This window comes from Microbacterium pratiae, assembly GCF_047302165.1.
GTDB lineage: Bacteria > Actinomycetota > Actinomycetes > Actinomycetales > Microbacteriaceae > Microbacterium.
In genome coordinates, this window is record NZ_CP154843.1 from 2,855,979 (window position 1) to 2,870,060 (window position 14,082).

The window sequence follows — 14,082 nt, forward strand, 5'->3', positions numbered from 1 at the left end:
GCCGGTGATGCCCGGTCCCGGCGCGGGTCAGATGTCGTCGTTCCAGTCGGCGGCGTCCCGTCGCGCCGCCGCACGGCGCGCCACAGCGACGGCGGCCTCGTATCCGTCCTCGGGGTTCGAGACGAGGTGCTCCGTCGCGAGGGCGTGCAGGCGGACCTCCCAGTCGGCGGAAGAGGCCGCTCGCTCGATGGCACTCCGGCCTGCATCGCCGAGCCTCACGAAGGCGCGGCTGAGGCTCTGCCGGAGGTCGTCCGGGCCGAGGCCGAAGTGTCCGGACAGCTCGACGGCGAGCGCGGCGCGCTCAGCGTCGTCCGGTGCGAGACCCGCAGCTGCGCGCCACGCGGTGCGCGCGACATCCGGGTCGTCGTCGTGGATCAGTTCGGGGGTGATGGCGGGCCACGCCCGGACGTCCCCGATCTTCGAGAGGGTGTGGAGCGCCTGGCTGCGAGCCTGGGCGATCGGGGAGGTCAGCTCAGGGAGCACCTGGTCGAGGGTCGCATCCCGATCCTGCCGAGTGAGGGCCCAGGTCAACGTCTCCCGCACCGTGAAGTCGGGCTCGTGCGCGCACTGCTCGACGAGCACCGGCACGTACTCGGGACGCGGATAGGTTCCCGCCGCCATCGCACTGCGAACCCGCTCGGATCCGTTCGGCGACTCCAGCGCGCGGCGCAGGAGATCGGCGGCTGTCGGGGTGTTCTCGCTGGTCATCGTGTGACTCCTCCTCTCCTATCGAACACGCTCAGCGGCCTCGGGGGTCGGTTTCGGCCGAACTCACGAGGGCGTCTGCGGATGTGTCCTCCCGACGGCGGCTGCGGCGCGCGGCCTGCCGGGCCCGCCCGCGACCGCGCTCGGCGAGGAAGACCGCCAGGTCGTCGACGACGGCCTCGATGAGGGGAGCCCGCGGTCCGTCAGCGTCCCATCCCGCGTACAGCTGCGCTTCGAGGCATCCGTCGGCCCCGGCGATCGGGACCGTCACCGTGCCCGGAGCCGGGTCATCCGTCAGCACGGCGATCCCGCGCCCCGCGGCCACGAGCGCGCGCGCGATCGCCGGCTGCCGCACCGTGATGGGGTCGTCGTAGGCGAGGCCGGCCCGGCCGACCTCGTGGTCGAGGGCACGCCGCGCGGCGCTGTTGGGCGTCAGCAGCACGAGCGGATGCCGCACGAGCTCGTCGACGCCGACCTCGGCCCGACGCGCGAGGTCGTGCTCGCGCGGGACATGAGCCCACACGCGCGCAGCGGACAGACGGCGCCCCCGCCACCCCGGCCGCGGCGTCGTCGTCGAGATCCCGAGGTCCGCGCCCCGGGTGGCGGCGAGGTCGAACACGCGGAACGGATCGGCGTCGTCGCAGTCGAGCACCGGCGCATCCGCGCCCCGCGCGACGAGGTACGGGGCGATCGCCGACGTGATGGTCGCCGACGGCGCGATGACGTGCAGGATGGCTCGGGTCTGTCCGCTCTCCTGCTTGGTCCGCCCGACGACGTTCTCGGCGAGCGCCAGCAGGTCGGTTACGCGATCGTAAAATCTGGCACCGGCCGGAGTCGGGCGCACCGGCCCGTTGCCTCGGATCAGCAGGCGAACGCCGAGCTCGTCCTCCAACCGCTGGATCTGCCGCGTCATCGCCGGCTGCGTGATACTGCGGCGACGCGCGCCCGCCGAGATCGAGCCCTCCTCGACGACGGCGGCGAAGGACGCGAAAGCGAACAGGTCGGCCATGCATCGAGAACATACCTCAATGCCCGAATATCATTCGACAACATGGCGGGCTCTCGGGAGCATGGCCGGACGGCGCTGACGCGTCGACACGAGAGGACCCGACCCCATGACCGTTTCCGCCCCCGCGCTCCACGATGAGCGCAAAGCCCGCCGCGCCGCCTTCGGATCGTTCGTCGGCACGTCGATCGAGTGGTACGACTTCTACCTGTTCGGCACGGCGGCCGCCCTCGTGCTGCCGACCGTCTTCTTCCCGGGAGCGGATCCGGCGATCGGCCTGCTGGCCTCGTTCGCGACCTTCTGGGCGGGCTTCCTGGCGCGGCCGCTCGGCGGACTGTTCTTCGGGCACATCGGCGACCGGCTCGGGCGCAAGAACACGCTCGTCGTGACGCTCGTGATCATGGGAGTCGCGACCTTCCTCATCGGGCTCCTCCCCGGAGCCGACGCGTGGGGCATGGCCGCCCCTATTCTGCTCATCGCGCTGCGGGCCGCACAGGGTTTCGCGGTCGGCGGCGAATGGGGCGGAGCCGTCCTGATGGCCTCGGAGAGCGCGCAGAAGGGCCGTGGCGTCCGGTCGGCGATGTGGGTGCAGCAGGGCTCGCCCGTCGGCAGCATCCTTGCCACCGTCGCGTTCCTGCTGGTGGGGCTGCTCGACCAGGAGGCCTTCCTGTCATGGGGCTGGCGCGTGCCCTTCCTCGCGTCGGCCGCCCTCGTCGCCGTCGGACTGCTCATCCGTCTCAAGGTCGAGGAATCGCCCGAGTTCGAAGCGGCGGCGTCGGATGCCGACGTGCCGCGCATCCCGATCAGCGAACTGTTGCGCCACCACTGGGGCACCCTGCTGGTGGGCGTCCTCGCGTGCGGCCTCGGTATCGGCGGCGCCTACTTCACCTCGACGTTCATGCTCTCGTACACGACGACCCAGCTGGGCGTCGACCGGCAGACGATGCTGATGATCCTGCTCGGCACGGTCTTCGTGCAGTTCGCGTGGCAGCCGATCGCGGCGCGCATCGCCGAGCGCGTCGGGACCGCCCGGTTCATGGTCGTCAGCCTCGTCGTGGCGATCGCCATCGCCTTCCCGGCGTTCCTGATCATCTCGTCGGGCGAGCCGCTGGGCATCTTCCTGGTGCTCGCCGCGGTCATGATCCCGACCTCGGGCTACTACGCCGTGCTGGCCGGGTTCCTCGCCCAGGCGTTCCCCGTGCGCATCCGCTACACCGGCATCTCGGCCGCCTACCAGCTCTGCGCCACCCTCATCGGCGGCACCACTCCCCTGCTCGCACAGCTCGCGCTGAACATCGGCGGGGGCAGCTGGGTCGGCATCGCGGTCTTCTACGTCATCCTCATCGGCATCACCCTCGTGGGTGTCGTCGGCGTGACGGTGCGCAGCGGCTTCTCGGCCGCTGCGGAGAAGCGCGAGCGCGAGGTGTCCGCGTGAGACTCGACACGATCATCGAGAACGGCCGCATCTGGACCGGCGAGGCCGGCCGGCCGACGGTCTCGCGGGTCGGGGTCTTCGCGGGGCGCATCGTCGGGGTCGATGAGGAGATCGACGGCGCCACCGCAGACCGGGTGCTCGACCTCGGCGGGGCGCCCGCGGTGCCCGGGTTCCATGACGCGCACCTGCACTTCAGCCTGCATGGACAGAAGCTGCTGCGGCTCGACCTGTCGTACACGGCACAGCCCGACCTCGACGCCGTCTACGCGGCGATCGCGACGGCCGTGGCTGCCGCTGCTCCCGGCGCGTGGGTGCTGGGGCGCGGACACGACCAGAACAAGCTCGGCCGCCACCCGCACCTGGCCGATCTCGATCACATCGCGCCCGACAACCCGGTCTACCTCGAGCACACCTCGGGACATATGGGCGTCGCCAACAGCGCCGCCTTCCGGGCCATGGGCCTCGACCCGGCCGCGCTGCCGCACCAGATCGACGGCGGGCACGTCTCGCGCGACCCCGACGGCCACCCCGACGGTCTGCTGCAGGAGCGGGCGCAGGAACTCGTCACGGGCGGGTTCCTGCCGGTCGCGCTCGAGACGCACCGCGAGGGTTCTCGACTGGCGTCGGCCGACCTGCTCGGCTACGGCATCACGACCGTGACCGAGCCGGGCATCGGAGCACCGGGCCAGATCGGGCAGAGCCCCGTCGAGCTGCGCGCCTACCAGGACGGCATCGAGGCCGACGACATCCGCCTGCGCATCAACGCCATGCCCTATATCCGTGTCATGCACGACCTGGGCGGGATCGGCGGCGGCGAGACCGGGTGGGGTCTCGACCTGGGAGCCCGTACCGGGCTCGGCGACGACCGACTGCGCATCTCGGGCACGAAGGTGCTCAGCGACGGCTCTCTCATCGGTCGTACCGCGGCGATGTGCTGCGACTTCAGCGACGACCCGGGTAACCGGGGCTTCCTGGTGTGGGAAGAGCCGCAGCTGCGCGAGATGATCCGCGACGCGCACCGCAACGGCTGGCAGATCGCCACCCATGCGATCGGCGACCGGGCCCTCGACGCGCTGATGGATGCCGTGGGGGCCGCGCAGCGGGAGTTCCCGCATCCTGATCCGCGGCACCGCATCGAGCACTGCGGCGTCTCACGTCCCGACCAGATCGACCGTGTCGTGTCGCTCGGCCTCATCCCGAGCCCGCAGGGCCGGTTCGTGTCCGAGACCGGCGACGGCCTGCTCGCGGCCGTCGGACCCGAGCGCGCCGAGATGGTCTACCGGATGCGGACGTGGCTCGACCGCGGCGTCGTGCTGCCCGGTTCGACCGACGCCCCCATCGTGCATCCCGACCCGATCGCGAGCATCCACGACATGGTCAACCGGCGCACCGCTGCCGGTGTGCCACTCGCACCCGCCGAGGCCGTGTCCCCCGAACAGGCTCTGCGTGCCTACACCTACGGTTCGGCCTACGCCGCACGCGAAGAGCATGTCAAGGGAACCATCCGGCGCGGGATGCTCGCCGACCTCGCGGTGCTCAGCGACGACCTGCTGACGGTCGACCCGACGCGGATCTCGTCCGTCGAGGTGGGCGCGACGATCGTCGGGGGCCGGCTCGTGCACGATCGCGGCGCCGTCGCGTCCTGAGGGCGCCGCAACGATGCGGTGATCCGCGGAGCCGCGGCGACGATGCCGGCACGGCTCCGCGGACGACGTGCCGATCGCCGATGGCGAGCTCGGATCTCTGCCAGAGTGTTATCGTCCGATAACCAACGGCAAGGGAGACAGCATGGCTCAGCGGCGTCTGCCGGCGCGTAACGAGCAGCTGCTCGCCGCGTCCATGCGGGCTTTCGCCGCCCACGGCTACTTCGGCACGACGACGGCGCAGGTCGCCGAGCAGATGGGCGTGTCACAGCCCTACGTCATCCGGACGTTCGGTTCCAAGCTCGAGCTGTTCATCCGGACGCACGCCTTCGCCGGCGAGCTCATGCTGCGCGCGTTCCGCGGCATCGACGCCGACGAGCTCACACCCGAGCGGCTGGGCAGGGCCTACCGAGACCTGGTCCTCCGCGAGACGGCGGCCGTGCTCGTGCACGCCCATGCGTTCTCGGCCTCCGTGGGCGAGCCGGCGATCGGAGTCGAAGCGCGGCGCCTGTTCGACGAGGTCTACCGCACTCTCGCCGGGGCCGGACTCGATCACACCGAGATGTGGATGTTCATGGGCCGCGGCATGCTCATCAACAACCTGCTGCTCATGGAGGCACCCCGCTACGCGGACGGCTACGACTTCGCCCCGCTGGTCGCCGTCGTCCTCGCCGGCCCGCCACCGCCGCCCGAAGCCCGACCCGATGCCCGACCCGACGACCCCGACGCCCACCCCGAGGAGCACGAAAGATGACCGCTCACGTTCCGTTCACCGACAACTTCACCGACCTGTCGAACACCGACGGGTTCCAGTTCGAGTTCCGCTGCGAGCGGTGCGGCAACGGGTACCGCTCCGCGTTCCGCCGCGACCCGCGCGCGGCCGGTCAGAAGCTCGCGCGCGGGCTGGGCAACCTCTTCGGCGGCGCGCTGTCCGAGTTCACCTCCGCCGCCGACCGCTTCCTCGACCGCGGGACGAACTCCCCCGCCAAGGACGACGCCCTGCGGGCTGCGACCGCCGAGATCGGACCCCTCTTCCACCAGTGCCGTGGCTGCAGCGACTGGGTGTGCGGCGACGTCTGCTGGAACGACGGCATCGGACAGTGCGCGCGCTGCTCGCCGATCCAGACGGAGGAGCTCGCCCAGCTGCAGGCCGAGGCGCGACGGCGGCAGCTTCAGGAACGCCTCGAGACGACGGACATGACCGCGGGGATCGCCGTGGGCCAGCAGGCCCGGCCCCGCTGCGCGTCCTGCGGCGCGTCGTCGTCCGGCGGCAAGTTCTGCGGAGAGTGCGGCGCGTCGCTGAATCCCGTCCGTCGTTGCCCGGGGTGCGCGCACGAGAACCCGCCCGCCGCGCGGTTCTGCGCCGAGTGCGGCACGGGGCTCGTCGCATGAGCGTGCGCATGAAGGGTCGCGGTGCGTACGCGCGCACCGCGCTGGTCCTGGTGGCCGTCGGCGCGGTGCTGACGGGATGCAGCACGGGTCAGGATGTCGACGCGTCGCCGGCTCCCACCGATCCGAGCCCGACCGCTGCCGCACCGTCGTCGACCGCCACCGCGTCGTCCACCCCGGCCGCCGGCGCCCCGGCGGCGGGCACGCCCGACTACACCGAACTGTGCGACGCGAACCGCGAGGCCGCGGCGGCGAAAACCGGCACGGTCGGACAGGACCTCGCAGCGGCGCACCGACAGGCTGACGCGATCGCCGCGCTGCTGCCGATGACCGACGTCAGCGACGAGGTCGCCGCCGGAGCGGTGGTCTTCGCCGACTCGACCGCGGAACTGATCGGCATCCTCGAGCAGTACCCGGCCGACACGGCGGTCGTCGACATCGCGCTCGACGACGCGCTGCTGCAGTCGCAGGCCCTCAACAGCGTCGCGACCGACACCGACTACCAGGCGTTCATCGGCTGGACGATCGAGACCTGCTTCGGCACCGTCATCGGCGAGTGAGCGGCGGCGTCCGGGGACGCGCGAGATGCACGGCGTTCAGATGCGCGGCATCGTGGCGCGGGCCTCGGCCTGGGGCATCCCCGCCGCCGTGAGCAGGTCGACCACGAGCGGGCGAAGCGCGGTGATGACGTTCTGGTCTCCGAGGGAAGAGCCGGGTGCCAGACTGGTCGGATCGAGCCGCGTGGCGACCGCGAGCAGCGACTCGCGCGCGGCCGGTTCCAGCGCGATGTCGTCGATGGACCGGCCGAGCAGGTCGGCGGCACGCGCGATCTGAGCGAGCAGGTCGGCGGCGATCGGCCGCGGCTGGCGGTCTTCGAGGGCGTAGACGACGCGACGGGCGATGACGCGCAGGTTGCGCGTGGCGAGGTCGAGCGATGCCCGCATGCGGTCCTGGCGCTGAAGTTCCTCGCGCTGGCGTCGGAGGAACGGCGAGATACGGGCGACCGCGAGCCCCGAGTCGAGCGACGTCGTCCAGTCGTCGACGAGCGGTTGCAGTGCCCGCGCCTTCTCGAGGCCACGGTCCGCGCGCACCCGGTCGCCGCGCCGGAGCGCCTGGATGACCGTCGCCGTCGCGCCGCCGAAGTCTGCGAACAGGGCGCGACCGGCACGCGAGACCTCGCGCAGCGGTCGGCGCGGCAGCAGGGCCGTCGCCAGGAGTGCCGCGACCGCCCCGACCGAACCGTCGACGAGCCGCAGGAACGGCATGCTCCCCGGGATCGCGATGACGATCACCGACTGGATCGCCGCCGAGATCGCGAAGCTCGGCTGCGCCGAGAGCAGCCTCGCGGTGAGGAGCGTCGCCGTGAGCGCGAGGGCCAGCTGCCAGGTACCCGAACCGACGACGACCACGATGAGCTCCGACACCAGCACGCCCACCAGCATCCCGATCACCGTCTCGAGGACCCGGCGGGGTCGCGCGTCGCGCACCAGACCGAGACTGGAGATCGTCACCGTCGCCGCGAGAAGGGGCGACGGATGCCCCAGCACGAGGTGCGCGAAGGCGTATGCCGCGGATGCCGCGACGACGATCTGCGCGATCGCCGGAGCCGAATCGCGTGCGCGTTCGAAGCCTCGGCGGGGACGCACGCGAGCGCGCCAGCCGGTCGCGATGGGCGCGGTGACGGCGGGCGGCTCATCGGCACGCTCGGGTGCCACGTCAGGTGCGGCGGCTCAGGCGGGGCAGCCGCGGAGGTGCGGCAGTGCGTCCGGCATCGGGCGGGACGACGACCTCCTGCACCGCAGCGACCGTCTCGTCGCCGGCGTCGACGATGAGATCGGCGTCGACCGGAACCGACCGCTTGACGATGGCGAGCGCGATCGGGCCTTGCTCGAAGTGGCGCGCGACCGAGGTGATGTGCCCGACGTCGTCGCCGTCGCGCCGCACAATCGCTCCCGGTTCGGGGAGCACCGCGTCGCTGCCGTCGAGCTGCAGGGCGACGAGGCGACGAGGCGGGTGGCCGAGGTTGTGGACCTTCGCCACCGTCTCCTGCCCGCGGTAGCACCCCTTCGACAGATGCACGGCGGTGCGGAGCCAGTCGACCTCGTGGGGAAGCGTCATGCCGTCGGCCTCGGCGGCCGCGCGCGGTCGCCATGCGGCGATTCGGAGAGCATCGGCCGCCCAGCGTCCCGCGACGCGCCGGCGGCCGTCGACGACGGCGTCGGCGATCCGGCGGAGCTCCTCGCGGTCGACGATCGCCTCGGCCCAGTCGCGTCCGGCGCCGGGATGCGCCTCACCCGCCGCGTAGCCCCAGCCCCCGATCGAGACCTCCGGCCACGGGTCGCGCCAGACGGCCGCTGAGGAGAGGTCGGCGACCGCGGCTGCCGTGCCGCCGACGACCGCGGTGTCATCGGACCGATCGGCGACCTCCACGCGCAGCCGGAAGCGCATGCGCGTGAGCCAGGTGACGAGGGCCTCGAGTCGCCCGGCGTCGGTGACGAGCCACGTCGTCTCGCCGTCGTCGACCACGGACGCCGCGTGCTCCACGTGACCGTGCGGATCGAGGACGAGGAGTTCTGTGCTCTCACCGGGCAGAAGCCGCGTCAATGCCTGCGAGGTCAGCGAGTCGAGCCAGCTGAGCCGATCGGGTCCGGAGACGGTCACCACCGCACGGTCGCCGAGCGGTGCGACGGCGGCACCGCTCGCGAGGAGCTGCTGCTCCCGCATCGGGTTGCCGACGTGCACGAGTCCGAGGTCGTCGCACACCGCCCCGTCGACGTCGGCGAATGTCACGCCGTCGCCCGGCATCACTCGGCCTTGGCCAGACGCGCGGAGGCGTGCGAGGCGAGCTCGCCGCCGAGCGCCGCGATGTCCCAGGCCCACAGGAGGTGACCGTCGACGAGGCCGTACATGCGTGTGGCGGCGGTGTACTCCTTCGCCCCCGCGGCGCGGACGACCGCGTCGGTGGCGAGGTCGATGCGCGGACCGCGGACCTGTCCGAGGTAGAGCTCGCTCACGCCGTCCGAGTGGACGAGCGCGACTTCGAGGTCGAAACCGCCCTCCGCGTTGCGGAGCGCCTCGACATCGTCGACGGTGCGCTCGCGTGCAGGGGCGGATGCCGGCAGCAGTCCGGGCCCGGCGTCCTCCGCTGCGGCCGGTCGCGCGACGCGCCAGTAGCCGGTCTCGGCCACGAGCGGGCGGATGCGCGCGCCGCTGTCATCGATCAGCCAGGCGCTGGCGGAGTAGTTCAGATAGTCGCCGCCGTCGTGACTGAAGCTCACCTGATGCGCGAACTCGCCGGTGAGATGGCCGTCGGCCGTCTCGTAGTCGATGACGCCCGAGCCCTCCCACACGCCGAGCAGCCACGACAGCGGAACGAGGTCCGCCGGCAGGTCGGTGGGCAGCTCGAGCACGGTGTCAGCGCTGGCCGCGGTAGAGGTTCTTCACGACGACGCCCGAGACGAAGACGATGGCGAGCGACGCCAGTCCGAGCAGGCCCACGTAGAAGATTTCGAGCGCGAGGAGATCCATGTCTCTACTCTATGCCCGCATGGCCCGTCCGCGCCTGTGGGATGCGGTCATCGCGGCGACCCCGGTCACGCAGTGACGAGCGACGAGAGCCCGAAGCCGACGCCGATGAACCCCATGACGAACAGGGCACCGAGCACGCTCGCCGCCACGCGCTCGATGAATCCCCGCACCCGGCCCAGCGACAGCTGCACCACGAACGCGAGGATGAGGCAACCGCCGAGGGCGATCGGCATCCATAGGGCCCGCTGATCGACCGGCGCGAGGATCCCCACCAGGACGGCCGCGACAGCGGCGACGATCCAGACGGCGACGACTCCGACGACGGTGCGCGGCGGTGCGAGATCGGGCGTGGTCACCGTCCCATTGTGGCCCACCAGGTCGCCCGGTGCGACGCCGCGCACAGGCTGCGTCCAGCGAACGCCTAAGATGAGTGCACGTCCCGGCCGCTCCCGGAGGAATCCCCGTTGGCACAGCTTCTCGTCCTGAGTTCCACGCACGGCGGTGGTCTCGCACTCCCGGCGCTCGAGCTGCTCAGCCACCGGGTGCGGCAGATCCCCGCCGAACCCGCCCAGCTCGTCAACGCGCCGAGCGCCGAGGTCGTCTTCGTCGACGCCCGTCATGATCTCGTCGGCGCCAAGTCGCTGTGCAAGATCCTCGGCAGCACCGGCATCGACGCGCCCCTCGTTCTCATCGTCACCGAAGGCGGTCTCACCGCCGTCTCCACCGACTGGGGCATCGATGACGTCATCCTCGCCACGGCGGGTCCCGCCGAGATCGACGCCCGCATCCGCCTGGCGATCGGGCGCGTGAGCAAGGAAGCGGTGTCGAGCCGCATCCAAACCTCCGGCATCACGATCGACGAATCGTCGTACTCCGCGAAGGTGCACGGTCGACCGCTCGACCTCACTTACAAGGAGTTCCAGCTGCTGCACTTCTTCGCGACGCACCCGTCTCGGGTGTTCACCCGCGAACAGCTGCTGAGCGAGGTGTGGGGATACGACTACTTCGGCGGCACCCGCACGGTCGACGTCCACGTCCGACGTCTGCGCGCGAAGCTCGGCGATCTCGAGCAGCTGATCGGCACCGTCCGCAACGTCGGCTACCGCTTCAACGTGTACGAGGACGAGCCGGTTCCCGCCGGCGGCGAATCCGCGCAGAGCTGACTCTCCGTCTCGTTCACCGGCAGGACACGCAGGACTGCCATGATGAGGGGATGATCGACACCGAGGCTCTGGACTCCGGTCTGGGCGACGCCGACGACGACGACTTCGACCCGGCCGTCGAAGACGTCGACGCGCAGCTGCCCGACCACCGCTACACCGACCGTGAGATCAGCTGGCTGGCCTTCAATCAGCGGGTGCTCGAGCTCGCCGAAGACCCGACCCTGCCCGTTCTCGAACGAGCGAACTTCCTCGCGATCTTCGCCAGCAACCTCGACGAGTTCTTCATGGTGCGCGTCGCCGGACTCAAGCGCCGCATCGTCACGGGACTCGCCGTGCCCACCAACGTCGGCCGAGCCCCCCAAGAGGTACTGTCCGACATCTCCGCGGAGGCGCATGCTCTGCAGCTGCGCCACGCGAGCGCATGGGGCGACATGGTTCAGCCGGCCCTCACCGAGGCGGGCATCGAAATTGTCGGCTGGGACGGCCTCGACGAATCCGAGCGCGGACGCCTGTACGACTACTTCCAGGCACAGGTGTTCCCCGTCCTGATGCCCCTCGCCGTCGATCCCGCGCACCCCTTCCCGTACATCTCGGGGCTGTCGCTCAACCTCGCGATCCGCATCCGGAACGCCAAGACCGGGCGGCAGGAGTTCGCCCGCCTCAAGGTGCCGCCGATGCTCCCCCGGTTCGTCGAGCTGAACACCGGCACCTCGGTCAAGCGCTACCTCCCGCTCGAGGACCTGATCGCCAACAACCTCGAAGACCTCTTCCCCGGCATGGAGATCCTCGAGCACCACACCTTCCGGCTCACGCGCAACGAGGATGTCGTGATCGAGGAGGACGAGACCGAGAACCTCATCCAGGCCCTCGAGGCCGAGCTGCTCCGGCGTCGCTTCGGTCCGCCGATCCGGCTCGAGGTGACCGAGGACATGGACGACGTCACGCTCGACCTCCTGCTCGGCGAGCTCGACATCACCGACCAGGAGGTGTACCGCCTGCCGGGCCTGCTCGACCTGCGCGGGCTGTTCGACCTGGCGCGCATCGACCGTCCCGAGCTGCGGTACAAGCCGCACGTTCCCACGACGGCGACCGCGTTCCAGCCCGCGGAGCAGAACGGACGCACCGACTTCTTCGGCGCCATCCGCGCCGGTGACGTGCTCGTGCACCACCCGTACGAGTCGTTCACCACGAGTGTCGTCGCGTTCCTCGAGCAGGCGGCGCGCGACCCCCACGTGCTCGCCATCAAGCAGACTCTCTACCGCACGTCGGGCGACAGCCCCATCGTGCAGGCGCTGATCGACGCCGCCGAACGCGGCAAGCAGGTGCTCGCCCTCGTCGAGGTGAAGGCCCGCTTCGACGAAGCGGCGAACATCGTCTGGGCCCGCAAGCTCGAGAAGGCCGGCGTGCACGTCGTCTACGGCCTGGTGGGGCTGAAGACGCACTGCAAGCTTCTCCACGTCATCCGCGAAGAGGACGGCGCGCTCCGCAGCTACAGCCACATCGGCACGGGCAACTACAACCCCAAGACGAGCCGTCTCTACGAGGACTTCGGCCTCTTCACGAGCGACGAGCAGGTCGGGCGCGACCTGACGCGACTGTTCAACGAGCTCAGCGGCTACGCGATCGAGAAGAAGTTCAAGCGGCTTCTCGTGGCCCCCCTCCACCTGCGCAAGGGCCTGCTGCGTCACATCGACACCGAACGCCGCAACGCGCTGGACGGCAAACCCGCCCACATCCGCATCAAGGTCAACTCGATGGTCGACGAGCAGATCATCGACGCCCTCTATCGGGCGAGCCAGGCGGGCGTTCGCGTGGACGTGTGGGTGCGCGGCATCTGCTCGCTGCGCACCGACCTCGCGGGCGTGACCGACAACATCACGGTGCGGTCGATCCTGGGGCGCTACCTCGAGCACTCCCGCATCTTCACCTTCCACAACGACGGCGACACCATCGCGTACATCGGCAGCGCCGACATGATGCACCGCAACCTCGACCGTCGCGTCGAGGCTCTCGTGCGCGTCGTCGCACCCGCCCACGTGAAGGAGCTCACGACGCTGTTCGACCTCGCGATGAGCGACGCGACCAGCTCGTGGCACCTCGGCGACGGCGGCGTCTGGACGCGTCACGCCTTCGACGACGACGGCAAGCCGCTGGTGGATCTGCAGGACCGGACGATGGCGCATGTGCAGCGCCGCCGCCGGGCGCGGGCGGTTCGATGACCGACACCGCGGTGTACGCGGCCGGTGGTGTGGTCTGGCGGTGGGTCGACGGCAAGATCAAGGTGCTGATCATCCACCGCACCAAGTACCGCGACCTGACGCTGCCCAAGGGCAAGGTCGACCCCGGTGAGATGCTCGCCGAGACCGCGGTGCGCGAGATCCGCGAGGAGACCGGCATCTCGGTCCGGCTCGGTCCGCCCGTCGGGGTCTCGAGGTACCACCTGCCGAGCAAGAAGCAGAAGATCGTGCACTACTGGGCGGCCGAGGCGACCGACCTGGCCATCAGGATGTCGACCTTCGTGCCGAACAAAGAGATCGCGGCCCTGGAATGGATGGGGCTGAAGAAGGCCCGCAAGGCGCTCAGCTACCCCGTCGACGTCGAGATCCTCGACGAGTTCGTGCGACTGGTCGACGAGCGCGCGATCGACACGTTCCCCCTGATCGCCCTGCGCCACGCGAAGGCGGTGACCCGTGAGGACTGGGACGGTGAGGATGCCGCTCGGCCGCTGTCGCCCCGCGGCAAGAAGCAGGCGCACGCGATCGTCGGCCCGCTGATGGCCTTCGGCGTACGCCGCATCATCTCGTCCGACGCGAAGCGTTGCGTGCGCACCGTGACGCCGCTGGCAGCGGCGATCAGCAGGCGGATCGACACGTCGCGCCATCTGTCGCAGGACGCGTGGGAGAGCGGCGGAGCCGATGTCCGCTCGGTGGTGGGCGACCGCGTACGGGCTCGCAAGCCGGTCGTGCTCTGCACCCACGGACCCGTCCTCCCCGACCTTTTGAACGAGATGGCCCTCGCCACCGGAACCCTGCGCGGGTCGTACCTCGGCAGCGCTTCGGCGCTCGAGACCGGCGCGTTCTCGGTCGTGCACCTGCCTCGCGAGAACCCGGGTTCGGGGATCGTCGCGATCGAGACGCACATGCCGAAGGTGTGATCTCGCACGCGAGAACACACCGATAGCCGCGTCTTTCCGCGGTTCGAGAGCGCCGTTCA

At 70.7% G+C, this 14,082-nt stretch carries 13 protein-coding genes and 1 pseudogene; 8 read left to right on the top strand and 6 right to left on the bottom strand.

Going from position 1 to position 14,082, the window contains the following annotated elements; all coding sequences use genetic code 11:
- Positions 1–27: 27 nt before the first annotated feature.
- Both AA0Y20_RS13615 and AA0Y20_RS13620 read right to left on the bottom strand, forming a co-directional pair.
- Entirely contained in the window at positions 28–708 is a 681-nt protein-coding gene (locus tag AA0Y20_RS13615) for a HEAT repeat domain-containing protein (RefSeq protein WP_412935289.1), read from the bottom strand.
- Positions 709–739: 31 nt separating this feature from the next.
- Positions 740–1,714, bottom strand: a complete 975-nt coding sequence (locus tag AA0Y20_RS13620) for a LysR family transcriptional regulator (RefSeq protein ID WP_412935292.1) — start codon at positions 1,712–1,714, stop codon at positions 740–742.
- 106 nt (positions 1,715–1,820) lie between these two features.
- On the opposite strand from AA0Y20_RS13620, the pseudogene AA0Y20_RS13625 reads away from it, so the two are divergent.
- From AA0Y20_RS13625 to AA0Y20_RS13645, 5 genes and pseudogenes are all read left to right on the top strand, one after another.
- A pseudogene (locus tag AA0Y20_RS13625) lies at positions 1,821–2,903 on the top strand (MFS transporter); the annotation flags it as partial.
- A 239-nt stretch (positions 2,904–3,142) separates the two neighbouring features.
- The gene (locus AA0Y20_RS13630; protein WP_412935294.1) at positions 3,143–4,792 is read left to right on the top strand and encodes an amidohydrolase; all 1,650 of its coding nucleotides are present in this window, start codon (positions 3,143–3,145) and stop codon (positions 4,790–4,792) included.
- A gap of 142 nt (positions 4,793–4,934) precedes the next feature.
- The gene (locus AA0Y20_RS13635) at positions 4,935–5,543 is read left to right on the top strand and encodes a TetR/AcrR family transcriptional regulator (RefSeq protein WP_412935296.1); all 609 of its coding nucleotides are present in this window, start codon (positions 4,935–4,937) and stop codon (positions 5,541–5,543) included.
- Entirely contained in the window at positions 5,540–6,181 is a 642-nt protein-coding gene (locus AA0Y20_RS13640; RefSeq protein WP_412935299.1) for a zinc ribbon domain-containing protein, read from the top strand. The genes AA0Y20_RS13635 and AA0Y20_RS13640 overlap by 4 nt, the downstream gene beginning before the upstream one ends.
- Complete coding sequence (locus tag AA0Y20_RS13645) at positions 6,178–6,738, top strand: hypothetical protein (protein WP_412935301.1); 561 nt, start codon at positions 6,178–6,180, stop codon at positions 6,736–6,738. The genes AA0Y20_RS13640 and AA0Y20_RS13645 overlap by 4 nt, the downstream gene beginning before the upstream one ends.
- A gap of 36 nt (positions 6,739–6,774) precedes the next feature.
- Here AA0Y20_RS13645 and AA0Y20_RS13650 read toward each other — a convergent pair whose 3' ends face one another.
- The 4 genes from AA0Y20_RS13650 to AA0Y20_RS13665 all read right to left on the bottom strand — a co-directional run bounded on the left by AA0Y20_RS13650 (position 6,775) and on the right by AA0Y20_RS13665 (position 10,062).
- Positions 6,775–7,893, bottom strand: coding sequence for an FUSC family protein (locus AA0Y20_RS13650; protein WP_412935303.1), 1,119 nt, complete (start codon positions 7,891–7,893; stop codon positions 6,775–6,777).
- 1 nt (position 7,894) lies between these two features.
- On the bottom strand, positions 7,895–8,983 hold the full coding sequence (locus tag AA0Y20_RS13655; protein WP_412935306.1) for a YgfZ/GcvT domain-containing protein: 1,089 nt from the start codon (positions 8,981–8,983) through the stop codon (positions 7,895–7,897).
- Positions 8,983–9,588, bottom strand: coding sequence for an FABP family protein (locus tag AA0Y20_RS13660; RefSeq protein ID WP_412935308.1), 606 nt, complete (start codon positions 9,586–9,588; stop codon positions 8,983–8,985). Before AA0Y20_RS13660 ends, AA0Y20_RS13655 begins: the two co-directional genes overlap by 1 nt.
- 183 nt (positions 9,589–9,771) lie before the next feature.
- On the bottom strand, positions 9,772–10,062 hold the full coding sequence (locus AA0Y20_RS13665; protein ID WP_412935310.1) for a hypothetical protein: 291 nt from the start codon (positions 10,060–10,062) through the stop codon (positions 9,772–9,774).
- 108 nt (positions 10,063–10,170) lie between these two features.
- On the opposite strand from AA0Y20_RS13665, the gene AA0Y20_RS13670 reads away from it, so the two are divergent.
- From AA0Y20_RS13670 to AA0Y20_RS13680, 3 genes are read left to right on the top strand one after another with little or no spacing between them, the layout of a single operon-like run.
- The gene (locus AA0Y20_RS13670; RefSeq protein WP_412935313.1) at positions 10,171–10,869 is read left to right on the top strand and encodes a winged helix-turn-helix domain-containing protein; all 699 of its coding nucleotides are present in this window, start codon (positions 10,171–10,173) and stop codon (positions 10,867–10,869) included.
- 50 nt (positions 10,870–10,919) lie between these two features.
- Complete coding sequence (locus AA0Y20_RS13675; protein ID WP_412935316.1) at positions 10,920–13,088, top strand: RNA degradosome polyphosphate kinase; 2,169 nt, start codon at positions 10,920–10,922, stop codon at positions 13,086–13,088.
- Positions 13,085–14,023, top strand: a complete 939-nt coding sequence (locus AA0Y20_RS13680) for an NUDIX hydrolase (RefSeq protein ID WP_412935319.1) — start codon at positions 13,085–13,087, stop codon at positions 14,021–14,023. Before AA0Y20_RS13675 ends, AA0Y20_RS13680 begins: the two co-directional genes overlap by 4 nt.
- Positions 14,024–14,082 lie beyond the last annotated feature (59 nt).